At 55.4% G+C, this 25,740-nt stretch carries 19 protein-coding genes; 16 read left to right on the top strand and 3 right to left on the bottom strand.

What is annotated here, in order from left to right:
* Positions 1 to 286 precede the first annotated feature (286 nt).
* The 4 genes from makB (at position 287) to BMX00_RS04010 (ending at position 5,135) form a co-directional block, all read left to right on the top strand.
* Positions 287 to 1,369: an alpha-pore-forming cytotoxin subunit MakB gene (gene makB, locus BMX00_RS03995; RefSeq protein ID WP_090827348.1), complete on the top strand. Its 1,083-nt coding sequence runs from the start codon at positions 287 to 289 to the stop codon at positions 1,367 to 1,369.
* The gene (gene makA, locus BMX00_RS04000) at positions 1,366 to 2,463 is read left to right on the top strand and encodes an alpha-pore-forming cytotoxin MakA (protein WP_090827350.1); all 1,098 of its coding nucleotides are present in this window, start codon (positions 1,366 to 1,368) and stop codon (positions 2,461 to 2,463) included. Before makB ends, makA begins: the two co-directional genes overlap by 4 nt.
* A gap of 128 nt (positions 2,464 to 2,591) precedes the next feature.
* The gene (gene makE, locus BMX00_RS04005) at positions 2,592 to 4,097 is read left to right on the top strand and encodes an alpha-pore-forming cytotoxin subunit MakE (protein WP_090827351.1); all 1,506 of its coding nucleotides are present in this window, start codon (positions 2,592 to 2,594) and stop codon (positions 4,095 to 4,097) included.
* A 174-nt stretch (positions 4,098 to 4,271) separates the two neighbouring features.
* On the top strand, positions 4,272 to 5,135 hold the full coding sequence (locus BMX00_RS04010; protein ID WP_245727670.1) for an OBAP family protein: 864 nt from the start codon (positions 4,272 to 4,274) through the stop codon (positions 5,133 to 5,135).
* A gap of 57 nt (positions 5,136 to 5,192) precedes the next feature.
* Here BMX00_RS04010 and BMX00_RS04015 read toward each other — a convergent pair whose 3' ends face one another.
* Positions 5,193 to 6,383: an esterase-like activity of phytase family protein gene (locus tag BMX00_RS04015; protein WP_090827353.1), complete on the bottom strand. Its 1,191-nt coding sequence runs from the start codon at positions 6,381 to 6,383 to the stop codon at positions 5,193 to 5,195.
* Positions 6,384 to 6,612: 229 nt separating this feature from the next.
* Here BMX00_RS04015 and BMX00_RS04020 point away from each other — a divergent pair, with 229 nt between their 5' ends.
* From BMX00_RS04020 to BMX00_RS04045, 6 genes are all read left to right on the top strand, one after another.
* A complete protein-coding gene (locus BMX00_RS04020; RefSeq protein WP_090827355.1) occupies positions 6,613 to 7,467 on the top strand; it encodes a hypothetical protein in 855 nt (284 codons plus the stop codon).
* 26 nt (positions 7,468 to 7,493) lie between these two features.
* Positions 7,494 to 7,916 (top strand): hypothetical protein, encoded by a 423-nt coding sequence (locus tag BMX00_RS04025; protein ID WP_090827357.1) that lies wholly within the window; start codon positions 7,494 to 7,496, stop codon positions 7,914 to 7,916.
* Between the two features lie 111 nt (positions 7,917 to 8,027).
* The gene (locus tag BMX00_RS04030; RefSeq protein ID WP_090827359.1) at positions 8,028 to 9,056 is read left to right on the top strand and encodes an HlyD family secretion protein; all 1,029 of its coding nucleotides are present in this window, start codon (positions 8,028 to 8,030) and stop codon (positions 9,054 to 9,056) included.
* The gene (locus BMX00_RS04035) at positions 9,049 to 10,848 is read left to right on the top strand and encodes an ATP-binding cassette domain-containing protein (protein ID WP_090827361.1); all 1,800 of its coding nucleotides are present in this window, start codon (positions 9,049 to 9,051) and stop codon (positions 10,846 to 10,848) included. Before BMX00_RS04030 ends, BMX00_RS04035 begins: the two co-directional genes overlap by 8 nt.
* Positions 10,845 to 12,017: an ABC transporter permease gene (locus tag BMX00_RS04040; protein ID WP_090827363.1), complete on the top strand. Its 1,173-nt coding sequence runs from the start codon at positions 10,845 to 10,847 to the stop codon at positions 12,015 to 12,017. Before BMX00_RS04035 ends, BMX00_RS04040 begins: the two co-directional genes overlap by 4 nt.
* 13 nt (positions 12,018 to 12,030) lie before the next feature.
* Positions 12,031 to 13,140, top strand: coding sequence for an ABC transporter permease (locus BMX00_RS04045; RefSeq protein WP_090827366.1), 1,110 nt, complete (start codon positions 12,031 to 12,033; stop codon positions 13,138 to 13,140).
* A gap of 42 nt (positions 13,141 to 13,182) precedes the next feature.
* Here the strand turns inward: BMX00_RS04045 and BMX00_RS04050 are convergent, their stop codons facing one another.
* Positions 13,183 to 16,215 carry a galactose oxidase-like domain-containing protein gene (locus BMX00_RS04050; protein ID WP_177171755.1) on the bottom strand — a complete coding sequence of 1,011 codons (3,033 nt, stop codon included), beginning with the start codon at positions 16,213 to 16,215 and terminating at the stop codon, positions 13,183 to 13,185.
* A 133-nt stretch (positions 16,216 to 16,348) separates the two neighbouring features.
* On the opposite strand from BMX00_RS04050, the gene BMX00_RS04055 reads away from it, so the two are divergent.
* On the top strand, positions 16,349 to 16,552 hold the full coding sequence (locus BMX00_RS04055) for an AMP-binding protein (protein ID WP_090827369.1): 204 nt from the start codon (positions 16,349 to 16,351) through the stop codon (positions 16,550 to 16,552).
* A 236-nt stretch (positions 16,553 to 16,788) separates the two neighbouring features.
* Entirely contained in the window at positions 16,789 to 17,745 is a 957-nt protein-coding gene (locus BMX00_RS04060; RefSeq protein WP_090827371.1) for a hypothetical protein, read from the top strand.
* Between the two features lie 21 nt (positions 17,746 to 17,766).
* On the opposite strand, the gene BMX00_RS04065 is transcribed toward BMX00_RS04060, so the two are convergent.
* Positions 17,767 to 20,967 carry a tetratricopeptide repeat protein gene (locus BMX00_RS04065; protein ID WP_090827373.1) on the bottom strand — a complete coding sequence of 1,067 codons (3,201 nt, stop codon included), beginning with the start codon at positions 20,965 to 20,967 and terminating at the stop codon, positions 17,767 to 17,769.
* A 221-nt stretch (positions 20,968 to 21,188) separates the two neighbouring features.
* Here BMX00_RS04065 and BMX00_RS04070 point away from each other — a divergent pair, with 221 nt between their 5' ends.
* The 4 genes from BMX00_RS04070 to BMX00_RS04085 all read left to right on the top strand — a co-directional run bounded on the left by BMX00_RS04070 (position 21,189) and on the right by BMX00_RS04085 (position 25,718).
* Complete coding sequence (locus BMX00_RS04070; protein WP_090827376.1) at positions 21,189 to 21,923, top strand: hypothetical protein; 735 nt, start codon at positions 21,189 to 21,191, stop codon at positions 21,921 to 21,923.
* A gap of 218 nt (positions 21,924 to 22,141) precedes the next feature.
* Complete coding sequence (locus tag BMX00_RS04075) at positions 22,142 to 24,073, top strand: AMP-dependent synthetase/ligase (RefSeq protein ID WP_090827378.1); 1,932 nt, start codon at positions 22,142 to 22,144, stop codon at positions 24,071 to 24,073.
* Positions 24,074 to 24,312: 239 nt separating this feature from the next.
* On the top strand, positions 24,313 to 25,362 hold the full coding sequence (locus tag BMX00_RS04080; protein ID WP_090827380.1) for a DUF2278 family protein: 1,050 nt from the start codon (positions 24,313 to 24,315) through the stop codon (positions 25,360 to 25,362).
* 122 nt (positions 25,363 to 25,484) lie between these two features.
* Positions 25,485 to 25,718 (top strand): hypothetical protein, encoded by a 234-nt coding sequence (locus BMX00_RS04085; RefSeq protein WP_090827382.1) that lies wholly within the window; start codon positions 25,485 to 25,487, stop codon positions 25,716 to 25,718.
* Positions 25,719 to 25,740: the final 22 nt, after the last annotated feature.

Consider the following 25,740-nt stretch of genomic DNA (forward strand, 5'->3'; position numbering starts at 1 on the left):
GCTCTCACGCCCCACGTTGCTCTCACACCCCCGCATTGCTCTCACTCGCCTGCCCGACGCTTTCAGCTTTCCCGTGGCACGCCTGATCTCCTGCAAATCCTTCTCTCAAAGTTGAACAGCGAGGGAAAAGCCTTTTTTTTCCTTCAATTGCCCCTGTCCAGCGGGCATACACTGGCTCAGCCGTTCAACAATTTCTGAACAAATCCTGCGCCCGTCCTTCGTCAAACTCAAAAATTATCCGGAGATTTTTCAACCGGATTTCGGTAATCAAAGGAAAAGGAAGAACATGTTAAATCCCAATGTGAACACCACTACAGACCAGTTAGCCCAGGCGTATTCCACCATCCGCCAGGTTGATGCCTTTGCTTTTGCCAGTATGAACACTTTAGTTGGCAAGCTGAATCCGGACTCGGACTGGTTGCCCACTGTCCGCCAGAGAATCGAACTGCTCAGTGAAGCGGGAGAGCAGTGGCAGCTAAAGAAATCAGACATTTGGGCGCCAATATTAACCCAGTTTAACAACTATGCAACCTTGTTTTCAGGGTTCGCACAGGTTTCATCCAGCGTTGGCAACGATAAAGAGGCCTGGATGGAAATCCTGAATACGATGAACGGGTCACTCGCGACCGGGAAGAACATCACTCGCGCAGCCCAGGGCCAGTTTACCCTGCAAATCAACAATCTCAACAATATACGGCAGGTGCTCGACAGCAGTATCGCCACCGCGTGGAGCAGCCTGGCGAGCGAGGAGCAGGCCATGATCGATCTGGCGGCTCAAATTACGTCGCTGCAAGATCAGCTCAACGGTCTTGAGGGTTCCCTGTCCAGCGCTGAGATCTCGGCTGGCAAGAGCTTCATTCAGTCATCCGTCACCATAAGCTATACCCTGGTCTCGACCGCAGGCGTGGAAGTTCCGTACCTGGCGATTGCCGGTTTGCTGTATACCGTCGGCAAGATGGCTTTCGACCTGATTGTGACTGATAAAGAGATCGATCAGACCATCGGCAAAATCGTGCAATTGCGTATCAATATGTCGCAAGACGCGCAAGCCGCCGCCATGAGCAAAGCCATCATTCAGCTGATCGATAATTTCGATAAGAGCCTGTTGGCGGTGAACAATCAATTGCCGCCCATTGCCGCGATGTGGGAGAACGAGCAAACGAAGGTTCAGCAGATCATCAACGCAATCAACGCAGGGGCCGCACCGAAACAAATCATCGACCTGGTGTCGATGCCATCCGCCGCGGCCAGCTGGACACAATTATCAGATTTTTGCGGCAAGCTCTCACAATTGACCACCGGCGGCAAACCCGTAACCGTCACCACCAGCCAACCCACCACCGCAACCTTAAGGAGATCCCACGGATGATAACGTCTGTATCCACCAATGCCCCTGTGGCAACCGATACCAATTCCAACACCGCATCGGGTTTTGCTTCACTGCAAATCGTGACGGCGGCATGCCATGGCGTGCTCAATACCCAGTTCATCGCCCCTAGCCCGAAGCCCAGCTGGTTTGACGATCTCAATGCCAAGCTCGATGCAGCCAAGGTGCTGGCAAACCAGTGGATCGACGATATGGCGCCGAAATTGACGGCCAGCGTACCCAGCCACGTAATCGACTACGGCACCACGTATGAGGCCCTGACCGACCAGATCATCGATTTGCTGAACAAGAATCCGAATGCACGGGGTAAAGACGACCCGGTGGTGCAACAGGTGTTTGCCCTGATCAGCGCGTTGCACGATGAGGTGGAGACAATCATCACCGATGTGATCGGCACGCAGGAGCAGCTGAAGACCTGGGGCGATGCGATGCAGAAATCCCACGATGATTTGTTCGCGGGCGCGGCCAATATTCAGTCGCTGCAAATCGATCTGCAAGCCGATATCGGCAAGATGAACAGCGCCATTCAGGGGCTCCAGGCCCAGATCGACGCTGAAAACAAGGCGATCGTTGCCGGTGCGCTCGCCATCGGTGTTGGCTTGTTCGCGCTGGTGGTCGGTATTGCGCTGGCGCCGGTTACCGGGGGCGCTTCACTGATCGTATCCGGAATCGGCGGTGCGGCAATTATTGGCGGTGCGGTTACCTGGGGCGTGATGCAAGCCAAGATCAACAGTCAGTTTTCTGAAATTGCGGGCGATCAGAAAAAGATCAGCGACGACAAGCGTCAATTGGTGGCGCTTCAAGGGTTGTCGCTTGCGGCCAATTCGGCCATCAGCTCCATCGCCACCGCGACCAGCGCGCTCTCCGACGTGAAAGTCATGTGGACCATGTTCCAGAACGATCTGCAAGGCACAATGGACAAGCTCGAGAAGACCGATGAGAACCTGTCGGCCATCGTCAATAAGGCCTACGTCATCGCAGCGCAAAAAGAGTGGAACCTGGCGGTTCAGTTCGCCCAGCAACTCTCGGGCATGTCGGTGCCGGTGCAGGAAAAAACCCTGCCCATGGCAGCCTGATATTCGTGAGTTTGAGTTTGAGAGCCTGAGTTTGGGGCCCCAGAGTTCAGGGCCCTGAGTTCAGCCATGTGAGGAAGCAGATTGGGACCTATCCGGAGGTGTTCCAACGCGAACACCTTCTTTTATTGATGAATAGCGATCATGTGGGGAGCCCTCCCGTTTTCGCGGCGAAAGCGGAAATCCAGGGTCTTCTCAAACCGAATGCCAGATATGAGACCAAAGTTACCATGACCCTGAATGCCCAGCAAATTACTCAGCAATTTGGTTCAAGCGCAACTGCCGCCGCCAATCTTTCGGTTTCGTGCCAGGGAATACTCGAGACCCGTATACAGGCGGTCGCGTCTCCCTGGTATGCGAGCCTGAACGGGGAACTGCAGCAAGCACAGGCACTGGCCACCGAGTGGCGCGATCGTTTCGCCAGCGAGTTGCAAACCGACGTACTCACCTGCGTGATCCATTGCGGACAAGCCTTCGCAACCCAGCGCAATATAATTACGAACCTGTTTAACTCTACCGGCGGCGACTTTCCGAGCGTCAAAGCCCAGCTTATCGCGGCATTGTCCGGTTTGCAGGGCAGTACGCGGATGATCGTCGGTACCACCGCCAACTACGAGGCGCAGTTGCGCGACTGGGGCCAGCGGTTGCGCGGTGTGCAGACCAGCATGAGCCAGACGGTGGGACAGATTCAAGCCCAAGCTGGCGACTTGCAGGCACAAATTACCGCGACCAATATTGCCATCGCTTCGATGACGGCCGAAGTTATCCGGGACCGGCAGGCTATCGCAGAAGCGCAGTCCCGAAATACGAGCGGTATTGTCGAAACGATATTTGGAGTGCTCTTCGCGCCATTCACCGGGGGGCTGTCGCTGATTCTGGCAGGTATCGGGGTCGCATCGATTGTTGAGGCGCAAAGCAAAGTCAACGCGCTCGAAAGCACAATCAAAAGCTACCAGGACCGTATCGTCGCCTCGCAACAGGCTCTAAACCAGGATCAGGCCCAGTTGGTAACGCTGAACGGTTTGCTGGTATCCGGCAGCATTGCCTTGAGCGACGTGGATGTTTCCAGCCGAATGCTCGATCAGGTCCGCACAAGCTGGGACGCATTCTTCCAGGAAATGAGCGGCGTCGTCAGCAAGATTTCAAGTGCCCAAAATGCCAGCGTCTGGGTGTTGGAAAAGGCGTGGTTCATCGCGGCCTGCAATGAATGGGACACCATTGTAACCGGGACCCAGGGCATAATCGGCGCGCCGATTACCACGAATACGGTCATGTGTGCCTATTGCGATGTGCCGGTTGTGCAGTCGGTCGCTGCGGCCAGCCATCTACCAGTGCCAGGCGATATGAAGCTTGATGCCTTCTTTTCCGGTTCGAACTTGCAACAAGCACCCAACACTTCTGTATTGCATTGGGGAACCCACACCTACTGGGTTGCCGATTATATGGATAACCGCATGGCCATGTGCATGCTGTGCTACGACCAGAACAACCGTCTGGTAAAACAGGTATCCAAAAGTGGAGCGCGCTACATGTGGCGAATGGTTTACGACACGCAAAACCAAAAGATCGTATGTACCGGGCAATCGGATTTGATGCTCAGTTTTGGCCTGTCCGAGCTTAGGGTCGCGTCAGCTTAACATCGGACTCCCATCCTTCCCGCCCGAGATTTACACAGGGGCGGGTTCAACACAGGGGCGGGTCAACACAGGGCTGGGTTCAAGAGCCCTTTCGGTTGGCTGGCATTCAAACGCAGCACCCTCATTCATGCAGTCCGCTTTCAAAACATGAAGTGGCATCCTGCCAGGCAGTGATTGGAAATCATTGCGTACGCTGCCGCACTGACAAGTACGGCGATTCATTCAATACTGTTCGGCATGACCAAGCTGGGCAAAAACCTTGTCTCCTATGCTGCGGCATTTGTTGTTGGGCTGGTGCTGCCCGCCTTAGCGCTGGAGACACCATCCCAAGTGGTGGAAAAAACGCTGCCTGCAGGTGAAGCAAAAACTCCGCAAACACGGGCGCTGGAAGCGGGCGCAAAACTTCTGCAGAGCCGTACCCCCTTAAAGCCTTTTGATATTTATCTGGTTGGTTTCCACCCGATGAAAGAGTCTCCGGAAGACCAAATGGAGGCTCATCATTATTGTCGCCAGGTTAACGAGGATTTTGCGCAGTGCATGTTATTTGATGGCAATACCAAGGATGCCAATCTTAACGGTATCGAATATATCATTTCGGAAAAGCTCTTTAATGCCTTGCCGGAAGGGGAGAAAAAGTATTGGCATCCCCATAATGGAGAAATCCTTTCCGGCCAGCTTGTTGCACCCCATATCCCGGACGTAGCAGAAAAAACGCTGATGAAAGGAAAAATGAACAGCTACGGCAAGACATGGCACCTGTGGAACACCGGTTATGAAGGAAAACCTGGCGATGAATTGCCTTTGGGCGAACCGATGCTTGGCTGGTCGTTCAACCGCGATGGTGAAGCTATACCTGGACTGATAGAAAAGCGTGACAAAAAACTGAAAATCAACAGTGCCGAGAAGCGCAGGCAACGTACGGATCTCAGGCAATTCGCAAAACCGCAATCCGGCGTGGATGATCTAAAAGATGAATTTGGCCGGCCGGTACAGGCAATCCCCGGCGTGGTCGACCAGAAGCACACCAGTCACGATTGATTACGTGGTTCCAGCATCGGCAAATTGCTGAGACAGAAACGGGTCGTCATCGATTTCTTAAGGGCTGATGAGCCGGCTGATAGGGTCCAGCTCCAGCGCGATGAATTGGGTCAACTGAGTTCTGGCAAAGTTATTGTCGGCCACCAGAATGAGGGTACGTTTACCGTCGAAATCCGGACCGAAGGTGATGCCTTCTATGTTACCCAGGTCCAGCAAAGAACCATCCGTATTTTTCAGTTCCGTCATATCCAGCAGCAAAGTTTTTCTTACCGGTTCTATGCGCCTGCCCGCAATGGATTCAAGGCCGGAAACATCAGTGGCTTTTCGTGCATCGGCATAATACAGGCGGACCGTATAGCCGGTACCATTGCCGGGAATGACCGCATCGGGAGTATAAGAGCGCTCAATCGTTATGAACTGGCGATCGCCGATGGCCAGGAAATCCGTCAAACCATTGGTTGCAAATGGCCCAAACAAGGCTGGAGCGGTGGCCACCGGGTCGACCTCGTATATATATTCCGCACCTGGTCGTCCGCTGGCAATATCAAAGGCGAGAATACGCGCGCGCGAACCGGTATAGGCGTTGGCCGGTGGAGAGTCCTGTATCAAACCGTTTTCGGTGGCAGTGTACAATATTCTGCGGTCATCGGAGATTGCCAGGCTCTCGAATGCCAGATTGTCGTAAATGCCTTTGCTGCCGGGAACTATTCCAATAGAGGCTCCGCGCGGCGAATAGTAGGAGGGCACGGCGAAATCGCGGCTATGGCTGCCGTCGGGATTCATTTCGCTCACGGTAGGATGCTGTAAACCGAAGAAACCTCGCTGGCCTTCGTTGCTCCAATAGATTTTGTTGCGTGCGGCATCAAATCGCATCCCTTCCGGGTCCACCGAATTCTTTTTGAAAGGACCGCCGCTTGGCTGCTGAATCACAGTGACCGCATGAATCACCACGCCGGCCATCCCTGGCATATTGGAACGCTGAAATTTTGAGAGATCCAGAGATAACTCATAAAAGCGCGCGGAATTTTTGCTGCTCCGGTCGTCGCTGACCGCCAGGTATCGGCCGGTGCGTGGATTGTAATCCAGTGACGATAAGCCCCCGACAGCGGTGCCGTTGAAGCGCGTTTCGTTGGGCAGGATTTGCTGGCCAATATAGCTGAGTGCCAAGCCGTGCGGGTCGGCCGCATGTATGGAAGTAACGGACCCTATGTGCAGCGCGGCGAGGGCGGTAATAATTGCTATTCTCATGAGTAAGGCATTTTTGGCGTCACATTCCGGTTTCGTCGCTACCAGTCCTACTGCATCCTTCTGTAGGCCTGAAGAGTTAATACCCTTTTCATGCTTGCTGTTTTCCGTGCTTGTCTTTGGGTATCGGATTGAGCTTCAAAATAGCTAAGCAAAATACGGCAAAGCTGTCATTTCCAGATAAGATTAAAATTATCAGACTTAGCTCAGGTGTTTTCCCAGGAGATGACATATGCTTCGCCATGCAAGCGGACGTTTCTGGCTGACGTTAACCGTGGCCTTGGTGGCGACTGGCCTGCCGGGTTGCGCCAGTTTCAAGGAGATAGCCACTTATGCGTCGCTTTCGGCAAAGGCCGCTGGTTATGATGAGGTGACCAAAGACTATATCGGAGCGATTGACCGGCGCAAGCAATATCAGCCGCAGAAGTTCCAGGGCGAGCTGGAGGCGATCAAAATGCGCAGGGAAGCGCAGAGTACCAGTCTGGATGTGCTCCAGCAAACGATAACGGATTACATGCTGGGGCTCGGCGGTCTCGCTTCCGGCAATATGAGAACCTACGATAAGTCGCTCAAGAATCTTAGCGACAACCTCAGCAAGGCCACGCTGCTCAATAACATAGAAAGGGATTCGGTAGGCGCCCTGTCCACATTGCTTGTACGGAGCGTCACCGTTGTATACCTCCAGCATGAGATCCGGAAATTGATCCAGGATGGCAACCAACCGCTTCAGGAGGTGATCATCGCTACTCGAAAGATTATAAGGAACGGTATTATCGCGGATTTGCAGGCTGAATCCGTGGTGGTTAAACGATATTACGATAATTTCATGCTCGCGCCGGACAATCCCGCCGAACCCGTCGCCATGGCGCTTGCAGAAGAGGCCAAGGTAGAGGCGCTGGGCCGTGTCGATAAGAGGATACAAAGCGCGCAACGCTATAACGCTGTGCTGGAGAACATCGCTCAAGGCCACCAGTACCTCTATGACCATCAGGATACGATAGGCAATGATAAGCTCGGCAGGCAATTCGAGCCTTATATCGAGGCGCTGCGGCTCACATATAGGGATTTACTCGATGTTGCGCGATAAAAATACGGTAAAAACCGGGGGAGAGCGTGAGCAAACTGACGGCTGACGAAACGTTCGAGTTGGGTAATCTGGTTCGCGACGCGGCAATAGCGATGGGGAATTGGCGCGTCGAGAACCGGTCCAGGCTGAGCCGAATCCAATGGGATGAACTCGATGATAAGGAAATTACGCTTCTGAATTTCGCATCCGGCATCTATACCTGCGCCATAGGAATGGTTGTGGATGATAGCCACGCGCCTATTACCCGCCTGCAGTCGGGCGTCAAGCACGCCAAGTCCGCGATGCAGCACATCCAGGGGTTCAAACAGGCGGTTGATCTTGCAGCGGCGCTGATTTTTTTTGCGGGCGCTATTCGATCCGGGAATGTGGCGGCGGTTCCTGCGGCAATCGTCGCCCTGGAAGATGCCGCCAATGCTATTGTCAACCCCAGCAGCCACGATGACAAGTGACTAAGGAAATCGCTCCATTGAGCAGCGCTCCGCTTGTTTCGACTCAAAGGCTATCTAGGTTACCTACACTACCCAGGCCGGCGCCGGCTCAAACTGGCCACCGGCTCATGAATGAATAGGAAACGTGTATTGGCTGCTGCTGGGGTCGTCATCACCGTTGGGGTGGTGGCAGGGTGGTATCTCACCAGGCAACAGAGCGTAGCGGATACGCTGGTGCTGTTTGGCAATGTGGACATCCGCCAGGTTTCGCTGGCTTTCAATGGCAGCGAGCGGGTAGCGGAAATGCGCGTACAGGAAGGGGAGCATGTCAAGGCCGGGCAATTGCTCGCCAAACTGGATACTCGCACGCTGACGCTGCAAATCGCCCAGGCGGAAGCACAGATTGCTGTACAGGAACAGGCATTGTTGCGCCTGAAGCATGGAACTCGTCCTGAAGAAGTAGCACAGGCGAGGGCAGAGGTTGCTTCCGCTCAGGCGGACGCCGATTTTGCCGTGCAACAGTTCCAGCGCCTGCAAAACATTGAGCACGCGTCCGGCCAGGCAATAAGCCAACAGGATCTGGATAACGCGCGCGCACGCCAGAGGGTCGCCCTGGCACAGCTGGAAAACCGGAAAAAAGCGCTGCAACTTGCTTTAATCGGTCCACGAAAAGAAGACATCGCCCAAGCCGAGGCACAGTTGGAAGTTTCCCAGGCTGAACTGGCTTTACTCAAGCACCAGCTCAGCCTGGCAGAGCTTACGTCTCCCATCGATGCCGTCGTTCGCTCGCGCTTGCTGGAACCGGGCGATATGGCATCGCCACAGCGGCCGGTTTACGCGCTGGCAATTACCGACCCGAAATGGGTGCGCGCTTATGTGACGGAGGTCGATCTGGGGCGGATCAAGCCCGGCATGGGCGCGCGAGTAACTATCGACAGTCACCCCGATCAGCCCATCGAGGGCCGCGTCGGCTATATATCGTCGGTGGCGGAGTTCACCCCGAAAACCGTGCAGACCGAAGAATTACGGACCAGCCTGGTTTATGAACTACGGATCTATGTGGATGACCCCGGCGACCACTTGCGTCTGGGCATGCCGGCTACGGTGCATATTCCCCTGCAAGATGGCAAGAGCCCAGCCGGGGCAGTACCTCATGAATGAACCGGCGGCGGCGCTGATCGCGAGAGGAGTTCATAAGCGCTTCCTGGCCAAGGAAACAGGAAAGATCGCTCATGCCGTCGTCGATGTCTCGCTGGCAGTGCAGGCGGGGGCACTGACGGCCTTGGTCGGCCCCGATGGAGCGGGCAAGACGACCCTGCTGCGGATGGCGGCCGGACTCATGAAGGCCGACGAAGGAAAGCTCGAAGTATTGGGAATTGATGTTGCAGCTCATCCGCAGGCGGTTCAAGACCGCATCAGCTATATGCCGCAGCGCTTTGGCCTTTATGAAGACCTCAGTGTTCAGGAAAATCTCAATCTTTATGCGGACTTGCACGGTGTACCGCAAGCATTACGCGAAAAGCGCTTCGCGCAGCTTTTGCGCATGACCGATCTTGCCCGCTTCACCGCCCGCCCCGCTGGCAAATTGTCCGGGGGCATGAAGCAGAAACTCGGCCTGGCCTGTACTTTGGTTCATCCGCCCGAGCTGCTGCTGCTGGACGAGCCGACGGCGGGCGTCGACCCGCTGTCGCGTCGGGAACTATGGGAAATCGTCCGGCAAATGATCCAGGACGAGCAACTGACCGTGCTCGTCACCACGGCTTACCTTGACGAAGCCGAGCACAGCGCCCGGATTTTTGTGCTGCATGAAGGCAAGCTATTGGCTCAGGGCACCCCGGAGGAAATACGCCGCCATGCCCGCAATCTCTGCTTTGTCGCCCTGCCGCCGCAGGGCCAGCCTCCGCGTATTTTACAGGCGCGCCTGCTGGACGACGCGGAGAGCGTTATCGATGCTGTTCCACAGGGCGGCGCCGTGCGTTTCGTCCGTCGTGCCGAGGTAAAATCCAAAAACCTCGATGCCTTACTGGACGGTATTTCTCTTAAGCCGGTCGAGCCGCGTCTGGAAGATGGATTTATGGTACTGCTTCGCAAACGGCGCGATGTGCCTCCGCTCGATACCAAGGCGCTTGACACCGCGGCTTCTGGCGACAACCAAAACCCGCCGGAGAATCTCGATGAAATCGTCATTGAGGTACGCGATCTGGTGCGAAGGTTTGGCGATTTCACGGCTGTAGACCATATTTCCTTCTCAGTACGGCGTGGGGAGATTTTCGGCGTGTTGGGTCCAAATGGCGCGGGCAAGACCACGACTTTCCGCATGCTATGCGGGCTTCTGCCTCCCACCAGCGGTTTTCTTCAGGTAGCAGGCGTCGATCTGCGGCACGCGCGCGCGGCTGCGCGCCGCAAGATAGGTTATATGTCACAAAAATTCGCGCTTTATGGCGACCTGACTGTGATGGAAAACCTCGAATTTTTCGGCAGCGCCTATGGTTTGTACGGCACGCGCTTGCGCGAGCGAATCAGTATTGTCATCCAGCAATTCGATCTCGCAGGCAGCACGGACTCAGCGAGCGGACAGTTGCCAGGCGGGTTCAAGCAGCGCCTGGCAATGGCTGTAGGTTTATTGCATGAGCCCGAGATCCTGTTTCTCGATGAGCCTACCAGCGGCACCGATCCACTGAAACGCCGCGAATTCTGGCGGCGTATTACCGCGCTATCGGAGGTGGGCACAACCATTATTATCACCACCCATTTCATGGAAGAGGCTGAATATTGCGACCGGATCGTGATTCAGGACGCCGGCAGGCTATTGGCGCTCGGCACGCCAAAGGAGGTGCGCGAGCAGGCCGGCGAGAAAGATGCCATCCTGAGTATGGAAGAGGCTTTCATTGGCATTGTTGAGCGGGGCAGGCAAAGGAACGGCATTGCTGCGGTAAAGGAAGCCAGGCCATGAGTAGAGCAAGCGATGCAGGAGACCAGGATGACCAAGCTGGTTTTAGGGCATTCTGGTTCCGTGTAATTTCATTGACCCGCAAAGAGATCCGGCAATTGCTGCGCGATCCGGGAAGTCTTGCCCTCGGTATCGGCCTGCCCATCGCGCTGATCCTTATCTTTGGCTTCGGTTTGTCGCTCGATGTGCGGAACGCCCCGGTGGCCGTGGTGCTGGAAGACCCTTCGCCCATGGCGGCCGATGTGGTCGCGGGACTGGAGCTTTCTGCATACATTTCTCCGGTAATGATGACCTCGATGCATGATGCCCAGCGCCTGATGTTGACGCGCGAGGTGGATGCCATCGTGCGTGTCCCCAGCGATTTTTCCCGCCGCCTCGCTGCCGGCGACGCGAAGGTGCAATTGTTGGTGCATGGGTCTGAAGCCAGCCGTGCCACCATCATCCGCAGCTATGTCAGCAGTGCGCTGACCGAATGGGTGCAACGCCAGGCCGACCGTGGCGAGCCGACAGCCGCCTCTGGTCAAGGCACGATTATGCTAGTAGAACGCATGTGGTTCAATTCCGCCAATACGAGCACCTGGTACCTGGTGCCGGGGCTGATCGTTTTAATCATGACCCTGGTAGGCGCCTTCCTCACGGCTATGGTCATGGCGCGCGAGTGGGAACGCGGTACTCTGGAAGCTCTGTTCGTCACGCCGGTTCGGCCCGGCGAAATTCTGATTGCCAAAATCATCCCCTATTTCATGGTTGGCATGCTTGGGCTGGGCATGTGCGTCCTTGCCGCGCGCTTTCTGTTTGAGGTCCCGATGTTTGGATCGTTGCTGATAATACTCGGCAGCTCGATGCTCTATATGCTCGTCGCGCTGGGTATTGGGCTGGTCATTTCCTCGGTAACCAAAAACCAGTTTCTAGCCAGTCAACTCGCGATTATCAGCAGCTTCATGCCGGCCTTGATGCTTTCGGGATTCCTGTTCGATTTGCGAAATGTGCCAGCCGTCATCCGTCTGGTCGGGCACCTGCTCCCGGCTACATACTTCATGGAATTGATCAGGACGCTTTTTCTGGCAGGAAACGTGTGGCCGCTCATCTTCAAGAATTGCGCCATCCTGGCCGGCTACGCCGTGCTGCTGCTGGGACTGGCGCGATTTGTCACGCGCAAGAAGCTGGATTAGAGGGGTATCCATCATGCGCGATCTTTTCCGCCGCATCGTCAGCCTGTGCCGTAAGGAATTGTTGGCGATTCTGAAAGATCCTGCCAACCGGGTCATTCTCGTGGTTCCATCTCTGGTAGAGAGTGTCCTGTTCGGATACGCGGCTACCTATGACCTCAACAATGTGCCCTATGCGGTGCTCGACCAGAGCCGCGGAGCTGTTTCAACTCAACTGATTGCCCGTCTGGACGGGACCGGCGTGTTTCACCGGGTGGCGACATTGCAAACTGAATCTGATATTCCTCATGTAATAGACTTGGAGCAGGCTCTGATCGTGATTCACTTTGGGCCTCGGTTCGAGAAGCAACTGAATGCAGGCGAGTTCGCCCCGGTGCAATTGATACTTGATGCGCGCAACTCCAACACCGCCGGCTCCGCCGCGGGTTATATCGGAGCGATCATCGAGTCCTTTAATGTGGCCCAGCGCGGTGGCGCCGGGCCACCGCTCACGGTGGAGTCGCGCGCCTGGTATAACCCGAATCTTGAGACGCGCTGGAATCTCTTGCCCGGCCTCATTGCTTCGCTCAGCATGATACAGACATTGATGTTATCCGCGCTGTCGGTCGCACGCGAACGGGAAAACGGTACGTTTGATCAGTTGCTGGTGACACCCTTCACCCCGATGGAAATCCTGATCGGAAAAGCCATACCGACCATCACGATAGGCCTGATGCAATCCACCATCGTACTGCTGGTCGCCCTATTTTGGTTCGAAATACCGATGGCTGGTTCGCTGGGGACGCTATATGCCGGACTGGCCTTCTTTACCGTCGCCAGCGTCGGCTTGGGGTTATCGATCTCGGCGGTTTCGGTAAACATGCAGCAAGCCATGCTATACACCTTCATGCTGATAATGCCGTTAATTCTTCTGTCGGGGTTGGCGACGCCGGTGCGCAACATGCCGCAATTTCTTCAGATCGCCACGCTGGTCAACCCGCTGCGCTTCGCCATCGATCTGGTACAGCGCGTCTATCTTGAGGGGGTTGGATTGTTGACAGTCATACACGATCTGATCCCTCTCCTGATTATCTCGGCCATTACGCTGCCGCTGGCGGCCTGGCTGTTCCGTAATCGGCTTTTATAGACGGTGAGAAATAGGACAGGCGCACTGCGAGCGCATTGTCAGTCACGAAATTGCTATAAGCCTCCCCTCGGAGGGCACCCCTTGATTATTCACTATAAAGAGCATGTAAAACCCGGGAGGCGCGATGTTTCCATTTGCCGGTGCCGTGGTTTGGATGGTGGTGGTCGTATGTGAGTCAATCGGCAATTTAATATAACGTTGTCCGGCGTCTGTATGGTGGGTCACTGAAATCGGAGCAATCAGTACTACCGTACCAATGTTGACCGCTTGAGGCGTATCGATGGCAAAAGCATTGGCGTATGCCACGCTTGCCGGCGCTGTCGAAATGACAGGACGCGCTCCAAGGCTGAGATATCCTGGCGAATAAAGCTCCAGCGAGTGTAGGTCATGATCCGCAGTGCCGGGCGCGACCCCGCCAGAGGCCAGGACTCTGCCATCCAAAAGAAGAACGCACTCAGAATGATATTGGCGCGGGAAATTCAATGGTGCGCCCAAAGTCCATTTATCGGTGGCGGGATCGTAGGTTTCTGTCTGTAACACGGGCGTGGGCGACCATTTCTGCCCATTGCTGTGGCCGCCAATGATCAGTATTTTGCCGTTCGGCAATACAACCGCATTGACATTCGTTCGGCCGAAATTCATATCGGCAACGCGTCTCCACGAGGAGCCCGCGATACCACCGCTGAATTCGATTACTTCGGCGGTTGCGTTATTGCGGGCAGTTGGAGTCCCCGATACGCCCCCGCCGAAGACATACAGGCTCGTGTGCACCGGGGTTACGGTCGTGTCGATCATGAGGAGGCTCATGCCCTCCTGGCGATCGTAAAACTGCTGCTGACCATAATCCGTCCAACTGCCATTGTTTAGCCCGGTCATTGTCAAATAGGCAGTCTGGGTTCCTGATGCAGCAGCCCACCCGGTGCGCGTATAAAAAATCTCACCGGAAGGAAGAAGATGCATTCCAGGATATAGTTCACCAAATGCGCGATCTGCCCCAGACACAGGTGCCCACACTCCGCCGTCGAATACTTCAACCTCCGCCGCGAGCGGGTTGTTACCGGAGAAGGCGAGCACGCGCCCGTCATTCAACCTTAATGCGGTGGGATACCAGCGCGCATGCGCCATGCTGCCGGTGGCAGCAAACGTTCCACTATCGGGGTTCGCTGTGTTCGGCGTAAAGATATAGCAGCGATTGTTGCTATGTCCTTGCCCAGTGGGGGTTGTGTCGCCCCCAATCACAAGCAAGCGACCATCACTCAAAAGAGCATGTCCGCTACAGAAAAGGTCTTCAGGTAAAGGGATGACTCCCGGCATGATCTGTTTGCTCGCGGGGTCCCAGACGCGGGCTTCGAGCGGATACGCGACCCGATCGGGGCTTTCTGTCGCGCCTGAAAAGAGCAGTACGTGACCCGTATTCAGCAGTGCGGCATGAACGGAGAAAATGGGTGACGGCTGCAGGAGTTCCCAATTATCTTCACCATCCCCGCCGCAGGGAAGATGTCCGACCTCCGGGCACTCATGCACCCGCACCTTTGGCAATTGGTAACAGATCCGATCAACCTCTTCTTTAGATAGCTCCACTTCCTGGATAGCACGAAGCACCGCCGCCATGCCTTCCATCATGTGCATCTCTACATGGCAATGGATCAGGAAATCGCCTTGCAGTTTATATTTCTTCCGTCTTTTATTTGGATGACCTGGGTAGGTATCGTCGCTATCTTTTGACAATCGCTCATGTTCATGCTGCGGCATACGCTGCGCTTCGGCCTGTACGGGGCGGGCAGGGCGAACTGGGTGAGCTTCATGCTGAGCGTGTGGCGAGCCGTGCCCGGCTTCATCCGCGTTCCGGGGCATTTGCTCATGACCTTCTTCATCATGTCCGCCGCCATCGCGGGGCTTGCAACCGCAATCCAGTCCCAAGGGCTCCAGAATTACCGGCGGCACGATCGTGTCAGCTACAAAGGATTCGGCCGGCCCCAGCGAGCGCGTGTCAATCCATTCAGCGCCCCACCGCCAGCGCTGCCCATGCAAATGAAAATTGTGCCATATCATACTCAAATCGAGATTGAAGACGTACCAGCGCACGCGGGTTCCGCTCTCGGCCACAATTGTCGGAGTATTTCCCACGAACGTGCGTCCATTGATGGCATAGGATTCCAGACCGGCGCCGCTGCGCTCGGTTATGGTATGGGGCTGATTACCCGCATGGTTCCACGTAACTGTTGCGCCTACTCCGACTGTTATATCATTGACTTCAAAGCGGGGCGGTGTGTCGAGGATAGTGATGCTTGCCGTGGCCGCCCCTGTCGTGGTGACGCGCACGCGCCCTTGCATGGGATGAAAGAGGCAGTAATACTCGAAGGTGCCTTCCTGGGTAAAGGTGTACGAAAAAGTATCACCCGGATTGAGCGATCCACTGTCGAAAAGCGCCGCACCGACATTCGCCGTCAGACGGTGAAAAAAGATGGGCACTTCGAGGTCCGCTTTTTCGCAATGAGGGTCGCGCACTACGATTCCACCAAAGAGTCCTCGCTTTACCACGTCCTCAATGTGCATATGGTGATCGTGGAAGGGCCATGCGCCAATGGTATCCTCTCTGGCATCAAAGATGTAACACCATTGATCTCCGGGACAAATGGCGTCGCTGCGATTCGGTCCATCGTATTCCTGCACCCCAAACGGCCATGATCCATCCGAATCGATGCCGTAGTGCAGGCCGTGCGTATGAAAGCTGTGCGGTTCATTGTCGCCGTTCAGCACATGGATATAAAGTCTCTCGCCTGGTTGGGTATAAATGATCGTGCCAGGAATGCGACGCTCAGCACGAGGTTCGTTGATGTCTGCGACAATAAGGGGATCATCCTTTATTACAGTGTAGGAAGCGTCGAGGTATTCGCGGTAGACCAGGGCATTCAGCATGCGGCGATCCACCTCTGACTGGGGAATGCTCGCATCCATGTGATCCATGTTTCTCATGCAATCAAGGCGGTATTTATTATGCTCGGCGTCGTCGGGCGCTACCGGACTGTAGTTCGGCACTCCCTCGATTTTTAGATAAATATGTCTTGTTTGCATGATCCTGGTCTCCCGTTTAATGAACATTTAACCGTGGCCGTATTAAGGTTAAAAATAGTAGATGCCACGGTAAATGCAAGAGGAAGAGGATGACGACGGGCAATATTATTAAGTATCTGGCAGGAAGCGGGCACTGCTTCAGGAGCATCTTGCTGGCGAGAGGGTCGCAGTACTGTTGCGCAACTCGGTGGCATGGGTCTGTTTCGATCGGGCCGCGCTGGCTGTGCGGCTTGTGGTGGTACCGTTATACCCGTCAGACGCGCCGGACAATATTGCCTATATCCTGGCGGACTCCGGGGTGCGTCTGGTTTTGGTCGAAACACAAGGCCGATGGTAGACACTGGCTCCGCTGTGGTGAAACCGCCCGATTTTTCATCGGCCTGGGGTTGCCGCTAGTGCAGGGCTACGGGCTGACCGAGGCCTCGCCGGTATTAACCGCCAATCGCTTGTTTGAAGGCGATTGCCTAATTCTCCGCAAGCAGGCTGAAAGGGCAAGCCAGGCATATTGAATCGGAGACTCCGGCAGGACAATCACAGATATAATTATAATCCGAGCTGAGCAGGGGAGAATGTATGGCCGAGATTGTTCTTGTGCATGGCATTGACCAGCAGCAGAAGTCCGCAGATAAACTGGAAAGCGCCTGGTTGCCCGCACTCGCTGGGGGTATACGCGGGGCGGGATTTGCGGACGTCGCCGATCGCATCTGGCGTAACGCCGGAAAGCCCGGGAGCATTGACGCACGGATGGCCTTCTATGGCAATCTCTTTTTGGCCCCTGGTCAGCAGGGCGATGAGCCTGGGGCATTTACTTCCAGCGAGGCGCAGTTTGCACAGATTCTGGCGGTCGAATGGCTGAAGCACGTCGCCGAGCGCGCGACGAAGCCTAAAACGCAGGAGATCGGCGAGCATGAGCTAGCGTATGTCAACAGACAGATGGGTATGGAGCAGGGCGCGGGAAGTATTGTCCGAAGTGCCATCGGGGGCCTCTCCAGGGTCTCGTGGTTTGCACCATTCGGCATGGGTTTCGCCGAACGTTTTGTTAACCGCTCTCTTGCTCAGGTTACGCGGTATCTCACCAGCGACACCATCCGTTCCGCAGCCCTGGAATCGGTATTTAAACTGATTGGCCCGGAAACCCAAGTGCTGATCGGGCATTCGCTAGGCTCCGTGATCGCTTATGAGGCAGCTCATCTCATGAAACAGCCGCTTCCTTTACTGTTGACGCTGGGTTCGCCTTTGGGACTCCAGACCATCGTTTATCAGCGATTGCGGCCGCAGCCGCCCGGATTTCCACCAGTTGCACAGCGCTGGGTGAATATTGCCGACCGCGATGATTTCATCGCAGCCGAGCCAAATCTCGAAGGTTTGTTCAACGCAGGGATACCGGCTGGCGCATCGTTTGAGGGCGGCTATACGGTAGATAACGGTGCGGAACCTCACAATTCAGATTTTTATCTTGGCAAATCGCGAGTCGGCGCGGAGATCGGAAAGGTCTTCAGCAAGGTGTGCGGGACTGTGAACGATTGTTGAAAATCCGATTTTTGGAAACCCCTATTGATAACCCTTGAGATGGTTAATGCTGTCGGCAGCCAGGAGGGTGTTTGGATGACGAGGCCCGAGCACGCGCTTCAGGTCGGGCAGCAGAAGCTTAAAAAGCCGCAGGGCTTCGGACGCGTTTCCGCATTCGCCAGTCAGGTAAGCAATATTGTTGCGGATGGTCAGAGTAGTGGGATGAGTAGGTCCGAGCATGCGCTCCTCATCTGAAAGCAGAGCCTGAAATAAACGCAATGCCTCACGGGGATCTCCGCTTTTGCTTGTCCAGGTAGCCAGGTTGTTGAGAGTCGTCATAACGTCCGGGTGATCGGGGCCGAGCACGCGTTTCTGGTCGGCGAGTAGCGCTTCGAATAACCGCAGTGCTTTCTGAACATTTCCGCATTCACCGGTCCAACTCGCGATATTGTTACGAATTGTAAGCGTATTGGGATGATCCGCTCCGAGCACGCGCTCCTGGTTCCTAAGCAGCGTTTCGGACAGATTTAATGCTTCGCGCGGATTGCCGCCGTTACCTGTCCATAAAGCGATATTGCCACGGGTTCTGAATGTGTCCACATGATCCTGCCCGAGCACGCGCTCCTGGTCGGGGAGTAGCGCTTTGAACAGTCGCAGCGCTTCTTGGGCATTGCCGCATTCACCGGTGAAGTGAGCAATATTATTACGAATGGTAAGCGTTACGGGGTGATCATGCCCCAGTACGCGCTCCTGGTCGGGAAGCAACGCCTGGAACAATCGTAATGCCTCGTGGGGGTCCCCGCTTCCGCCTGCCCACAGAGCGATATTGTTGCGGGTTCTAAGGACGTCGGGATGATCAACGCCCAGCACGCGTTCCTGGTCGGGAAGCAGCGTTTTGAGCAGTTGCAGCGCCTCGCGCGCGTGCCCGCACTCGCCTGTCCATTGGGCGATATTGTTGCGAACTGTAAGCGTAAGCGGGTGATAAGATCCAAGTACTGATTCCTGGCGGGGGAGCAACGTCTTGGCAAGCGTGAGTGCCTCATGGATGTTACCGCCTATGCCAATAGCATAAGAAATGTTATTGCGGGTCTTAAAGGTATCCGGATGGTCGGGCCCCAACAGGCGCTCCTGATCAGGGAGCAGTTTTTCAAAAAGTCGCAGCGCTTTGCTGGTATCCCCACACTCGGCGGTTAAATGCGCAATATTGTTGCGGATGGTGAAGGTAATTGCGTGGTCAGAACCGAACTGGGCCTCTACCCGAAGTAACCATAATTGCCAGCGGCGTAAATTATCGCGAGGAACCGGGGAGGTTCTGGCGGAAAGACTGGCCAGCGCCCTGTCAACGTCCCCCAGTGTCCATAAGTGCTCCGCCTCGCGCTCGAAGGCATAGCGCTGGACAGCGTCGGTTAAATCCACAGGGCTGGAACCAGGCGATCCGATGGGTACAAGCGCCTCAATGCTGGTCGCGAGTGCCCGGTGGGCGGCCAGGTTTTCTTCAGGTAGGCGGCCGGCGACGTGATCGGCAAGTGTTTGGTGGAAAAGACCGGCATGCTCTTCTTCAGTACCCGCTGCAGCTCTCACCGCCAGGCCGCGCAGGCGCACCAGCTGATCACGGACCAGGGGCGGTGATTCGGGACCGCCGAGCATTCCGTTGGCTTTGCACAGCAGCACAAGCGGCAGCAGGGGGCCTGCTCCGGCGGCGGCCAGAATCCCAAGCACGCGCCGGAGATTCTTATCATCATCTGTACTGCCGCGCGCAAGCATTTCTTCATAGATATCAGCCAGGACGAGCTGACCCGCGCCGATGGGCGCTTCGGGTCGTTCGCAGAGCAGATCGGCGAGCATCCGGACTACCAGCCAGCTACCCCCAGCAGCTTCCATGACTTCTGTCTGGCGCGCTCGTGGAATTTTCCGTTGTTCCAGATACTGTTGCACTTTTTCGTCTGGAGCAGGGCCAAGCACATATGAAGAAGCCTGTGATGGGAGGTCGGTATCCGGCCGTGCGGTGACAAGCAGGTGCACAAAATTCAAATTCCCCAGCTCGTTCAGCATCTCCATGACCGAGCCTCGAGCGCCGGTCGCAAGCCGATCGAGCGCATCCACTGCGACACGGACATCGTCAACCTGACCCGGCTGCCGGGCCAGCCATGTGAGCGGTCCGAGCAATTGCCGTTCCAGCGTATCCAGCTTCTGCTGTTCCTCATAAGGCGTATCGCGCACGAACGATTGCTGCGCGTTCTTAAATCCTTTCACGGATCGGGCAAGCTGCTCGGTCAATGTCTTTGCGAGTTCACGAGGCGTGGTCGCTTCAGTAAGCAAAGCGATCGCATGCACAAAGCCAGCGGGCACCTGGCCTTTTGCGGCGTTCGGCCAAGCCAGCGCCGCCGCCAATGCGGATTTTCCCGTACCCGCGTCTCCAATCACCGCCACGCAGCGCTGCTCCAGCGAAAGCGCCACGACATCGCTCAGGGCAGGAGTGAACTGATATGCTCGTGTCAACCGCTGGATTTCATCTGCCAGAGGTGTCTGCGCCCATGGCTCCCGGATGGCTCCGGCGTTTTTCGCCAGCCATAGCGTTTCATCAGGATTGTATGCGGGATTCTGAGGTTCCTGGTTGGGGCACTGTTTTTTGATAAGGGGGCGCAGGTTAACGCAGTGAAGATGCTCTGAAGGAACTGCTGAGATCCCGTCACGTAATAGTGACGTCAGACTCCGGCTAAAGCACCCATTCGCAGCGGGGCGATCGGCGGACGCAGTGAGAACTTCAAACCGCAGCATACCACCCAGACCACGTACCCAGGACTGGGCTGCGCCAAACCCAGCCTGACCCGAGTAGCATGCGTCTACAAGTACTGCCAGGCCATCCACCTGCCCTACAGCCTTTTTATGGGCCTCTTTAATCAGATTGGTGAGATGGACTGCCGTGTCGGAATCAGGAGGATTTTCCGCGTCTCGCGGGAGCAGGTAGAAATCTTCGTCCGCCTTCTCGCCGTGGCCTATGTAGGCGATAAAAAGCGTCGCCTCATCTTTTGCGGCTCGCCAGTAAGCTTTCCTGATGGCGTCCTTGGTTTCTTTGACCGACGGATCAATAAGCAATCCGCCGGTATCGAGCGCTGGCATACATGCCCCCCGCTCGGGATCAATCATGACTTTATGAAGCTCTTCTGCCACCTGCGGGAGAAAACCCAGTTGACCGAGCGCTTCGCACTGGGAGGCGATGACGAGGACCCGGCGTTCGCTCATGACAGGTATGTTATTAATTTACAAGAATGTTTTTCAGATTGTGTACTGATTGCAATACCATGTCAATCAGGCGGAATTAAAGAAAAAAAGATCACACGATGGTGCCAATACTGTGGAAAACCAGATTTGTATTTCCCGGAGTTGTATTTCAAGGAGTTGTATTTCCGTTATCCTGACCTATAAAGAAGGTAATCAGTTCAGAAGGACGCTTTGGGGCATTTGTGGAAAAAATTCTAAAGGTAAAGGAAGTTGGACTTGCGGTTCCGGAAAGCTTCCCGCCCCAATTGCACATCAGCGCTTCGGGCACCGTGCCGACAGCAGGCTGGTCCAATCCTCAGTTGATGCCTCATGTCCATATCCAGGCGCCTCCCGACGGGATTTACGGTTTTGATTTCGTTGCCGTTCCGCCTGAAGGCGCTACGGCCCAGGTCATCTCCTCCATAGAAGTGGCTGATGTCTGGGAAAATTTACCGGAAGGCATAAAAGGCGTGCGTATTCATGCCTCGCAAAATTCAAAAACGATCCTACTAGACTTAAGCAAGCCCGATCGCCAACCCAACCGCTATATCTTTACCAATGCAGAGGGTGTCAAACGTGTTGTTTTTTTTCCTGAGGTGCTCGGCCCTTTAGATGAGGGAGAATCTCTGGCGGGCCCACAACTTGAATACCACGGTGCTGAAGGCCAGCTTACGTTTCACGGAGACGACATCAGTCAGGAGCAAACTGTTCTGGGCACACTCATCTCGGTGGCCTTGAAGCTAAATATGGACGCGGGCGGGCTGGATTTCGCACTGGTTTTGCCGCCCGTCAATCTAGGCGGCAGGGCGCACCAGGCGTTCGAAACTGTGAGCTTCAAGATACACAGCAAGGGGCGTATGGCAAGGCCGGCTGGCCCGGAATTGACCTATGAAGTAGTGCATCTCAACGGAATTGCCGAAGATATTCCTGTGCTCTAGACGCGGCATAGTCGGGCCGATCGACGCAGTTCCCGAGCCGCCACCTACGCAATGCACTGACCGGTCTGGGGTTGATTGGCTGGATGGCAAACCACACAAGCAAACGTAATCGGGGTAGGCGCTGCCAACAGTATAAGCGTTCGCTCAAACATTGGCTGCGATGCGCATGCGGGGCTAAGTATTTAAGATGGAGTTGAAAAGCAGTTTCATATCCGAACATGCAATCAAACTTACAGCTGGATCTCATCTCATGCGAGGCAGCTCGGACGTTGCCTGGCCTTTTCAGAAGTCGTCTGGAACGGGCACCGCAGTCCCCGGCTTATATGCAGTTCGATTCCGCTCGCGGTAAGTGGCGGAGTTATACCTGGGGTGAAACGGGCAGGCTGGTGGCGCGGTGGCAACTGGCTCTCACAAAGGAACAATTCGCCCCGGGCGAGAGAGTGGCCGTATTGCTGCGCAACTCGGTCGAGTGGGTGTGTTTCGATCAGGCCGCGCAGTCTCTGGGTCTTGTCGTGGTTCCACTTTATCCGGCGGACGCATCGGATAACATCGCATACATCCTGGCGGACTCCGGGGCTCGTCTGCTTCTGGTGGGAACACCAGGGCGATGGGAGACACTGGCTCCGCTCTGCGCGAGCTCGACCCAACTCAAGAAGGTTTTATTCGTACAGCATTTGAACGGGCCTAATAAAACAACCGGGCCGAGCGAAACAGTGATTCTGGAGGGCGTGGACGACTGGCTGGCAAGAGCCGTCCCGTCGGGCATAGACGAAGCCGATCGCCATCCTGAAGACCCTGAGAATGAAGACCATGAGAAGCAGTACGCAGATGAGCAGGCAGAACCCGACAAGCCTGCCGAGCCCGATCCCCAGGCACTGGCAACCCTGGTTTACACTTCTGGAACCACCGGGCGGCCAAAAGGCGTCATGCTCTCGCACTACAATATATTGTGGAATGCGGAAGCGGTGCTCAAGGCAATACCCGGCTACCGGGAGGACGTCTATCTTTCACTGCTGCCACTGTCACACATGTTCGAGCGTACCGTCGGCTATTACGTGCCCATCATGGCAGGAAGCACTGTGGGCTTTGCGCGCTCGCTCAAGGATCTGTCGACCGATATGGGTAGCATACGCCCGACATTGCTGATCGCGGTGCCGCAGATTTACGAAGGCATTCGAACGAAAATGCGTCAGCAGTTGGAAGGGGAGGGGAGGCTTGCCCGCTCGCTGTTTGACTGGACGCTCGCAGTTGGTTGGGAGCGCTTTTCTGTAACGCAAAAGCGGCAAGGGCAGGGACAGCCTCGCTGGCGGCATACCTTCGCCTGGCCGTTGCTGCGACGCCTGGTTGCGGATAAGGTTCTGGCACGGCTCGGCGGCCGGCTCCGGATTGCGGTAAGTGGTGGCGGACCGCTTTACGGTGAAACCGCCCGATTTTTCATCGGCCTGGGGTTGCCGCTGGTGCAGGGCTACGGGCTGACCGAGGCGTCGCCGGTATTGGCTGCCAATCGCCCGGAGGACAATATTCCGGATTCGGTCGGCCCGGCTCTGCCAGGGGTTGAAATCCGCATCGGTGACGACGATGAACTGCTGGTGCGTAGCCACGGAATCATGCTCGGCTATTGGAACAAACCGGAGGAAACCCATGCGGCAATTGACGCTGACGGCTGGCTCCATACCGGCGATAAGACGCGCATCTCCGACGATCATATATTCATTTCCGGGCGGATCAAGGAAATTCTGGTTACGTCAACAGGTGAAAAAGTCCCGCCCGGAGACCTGGAGATGGCGATCACCCAGGATTCTTTATTCGACCAGGCGATGGTAGCGGGAGAGAATCAACCTTATCTCATCGCGCTTCTGGTGCTCAATCAGCATGAATGGGAGGGACTTGCAAAAAGCCTCAACCTGAAGGCTGACGATTCGGAATCATTGTCTAATCCAGCTGCAAAAAATGCTGCCATGCAAAGGATCAAATCTGCTTTGCGAGGTTTTTCAAAATACGCCCGGGTTCGCGCCGTATACATGACACTGGAGCCCTGGCGCGTGGAAAATGGTTTACTTACGCCAACCATGAAGCTGAAGCGCTCCGAATTGCAGAAGCGATTTGCGGATAAGATTGCCGACCTGTACAGGCAGCGTGCATCCCCATAATTCTGGTGGTGTGTTCGACTCAGGAATCCTATGGTGAGGCTGGCCTCGGTCTATATGCTGTTCGATTGTGTTGGCCTACTTGGCTCCTGTTTACAATTGCATTCCCCGTACGTTCGATAGCGAAACGAACAACTGAGGAATAGTACTTGTTACGAGTGACCGAAGGTAGTATTGTCAGTTTCACCAATAGATCAAAGCAACAGGGCCTGCTTGGTTTGCATATCTGAGGAGAGAGAGAAATGCCACTGAATGCTTACGGAGTACTGAAGGGTCGTCCTATAAACCGCCAGCTAGCCTCAGGCGCTAATCCGCACTACCAGATCCACATCGTCGACGATACGACACATTACCGGATCGCGGTGAACGTCACCTCTCAGCTCGCGCCATCCGAGCTTCAGTTTCTTGTTGATTCGAGGTTCGATCATCCCGTGCTCGCCGAACTGATCGACAAGCCCCTCGGTTGGCTACCTCTTCAATCGCGGCCAGGCGGGATGGCGCTGGATTTTATTCGTGGTAATCTGTTCGATCCGCGTGACATGCGCATCCTGCCGCTCAGCGCGCCCGGCCCGGATAACGACTTGAACGAAAAAATCGATCAGTTTGTACAGCGGGCAATGGCCGACGAAGACGCGCTCGTTTATGCCTTCGGCCAGCGCTGGGGACCCGAGAATAAGACCGATAAGATATTCGGTTTTATGCCGGGCAACGGCGTTCATGATATCCACATGAATCAGGGTAATGCGGGCCGATTCAGGGGTGACGACGGGGTTTATCAGGATGGTGCTCTCCTGTTCAATTTCCCGCGGACCAGCCAATGGGTCGCCGTCTTTCTCAAATTCCAGTCTCAGACCTGGCACACCGACGACAAGACCGGGCATCAAATCCTAACCGAAACCAGCGGCCCTCCATCGGATGCCAATGTTGTGCCGAATCCTTTTATTCCCGGCGGACAACCCACGCCCGAGATGCCGGATGGGGCGGTCCGGATTGTTTCAGCACTCGTCAACAGCATTGAGTCTCCAGAGGTCGAATTCGTTTCACTGCTCAATACAACCCACGCCACGATCTCACTTGAGGGCTGGCGAATCGCCGATCGTGACAAGAATAAAATGCCGCTAAGTGGATCTATTGCAGCTGGGGAAACGTTGCGCATACAGCTTGTTCCACCTGTTTTTCTGCCCAATAAGGGGGGGATCATCACTCTATTGAATGACCGCGGTCTGCGCGTGGACGGCGTGGCCTATACCAAGGAGGAGGCGCGTAATCCCGGTTGGACCATAAAGTTCTGAATCAGGCATTTGTTCCAACCCAACTCCGGAACCGGAGGGAGGGTCGAGCCCTCTGCATTGATCGATGTTATGTTCGGGTTACTTTCTCTGGCTGGTCTTATCAATATACCAAGGGGGCATTTATGCCAAAATGCGACGCATGCGGAAACGATTATGACAAATCCTTTCAGATCCTTGTTTCAAATAAAACATATACTTTCGATAGCTTTGAATGTGCGCTCCACACGCTGGCGCCCACCTGCACGCACTGTGGCGTACGCATAGTAGGACATGGCCTGGAGAAAGAGGGCGTGATGTTCTGTTGTAACCACTGCGCGGAGCAGGAAGGTGTGACAGAGCTACGCGACCGCTCGTGATGCCTGCTCGTTAAAGAGCGCA

The sequence above is a fragment of the Nitrosovibrio tenuis genome (assembly GCF_900109785.1).
In the GTDB taxonomy this organism is placed as follows: Bacteria; Pseudomonadota; Gammaproteobacteria; order Burkholderiales; family Nitrosomonadaceae; genus Nitrosospira; species Nitrosospira tenuis_A.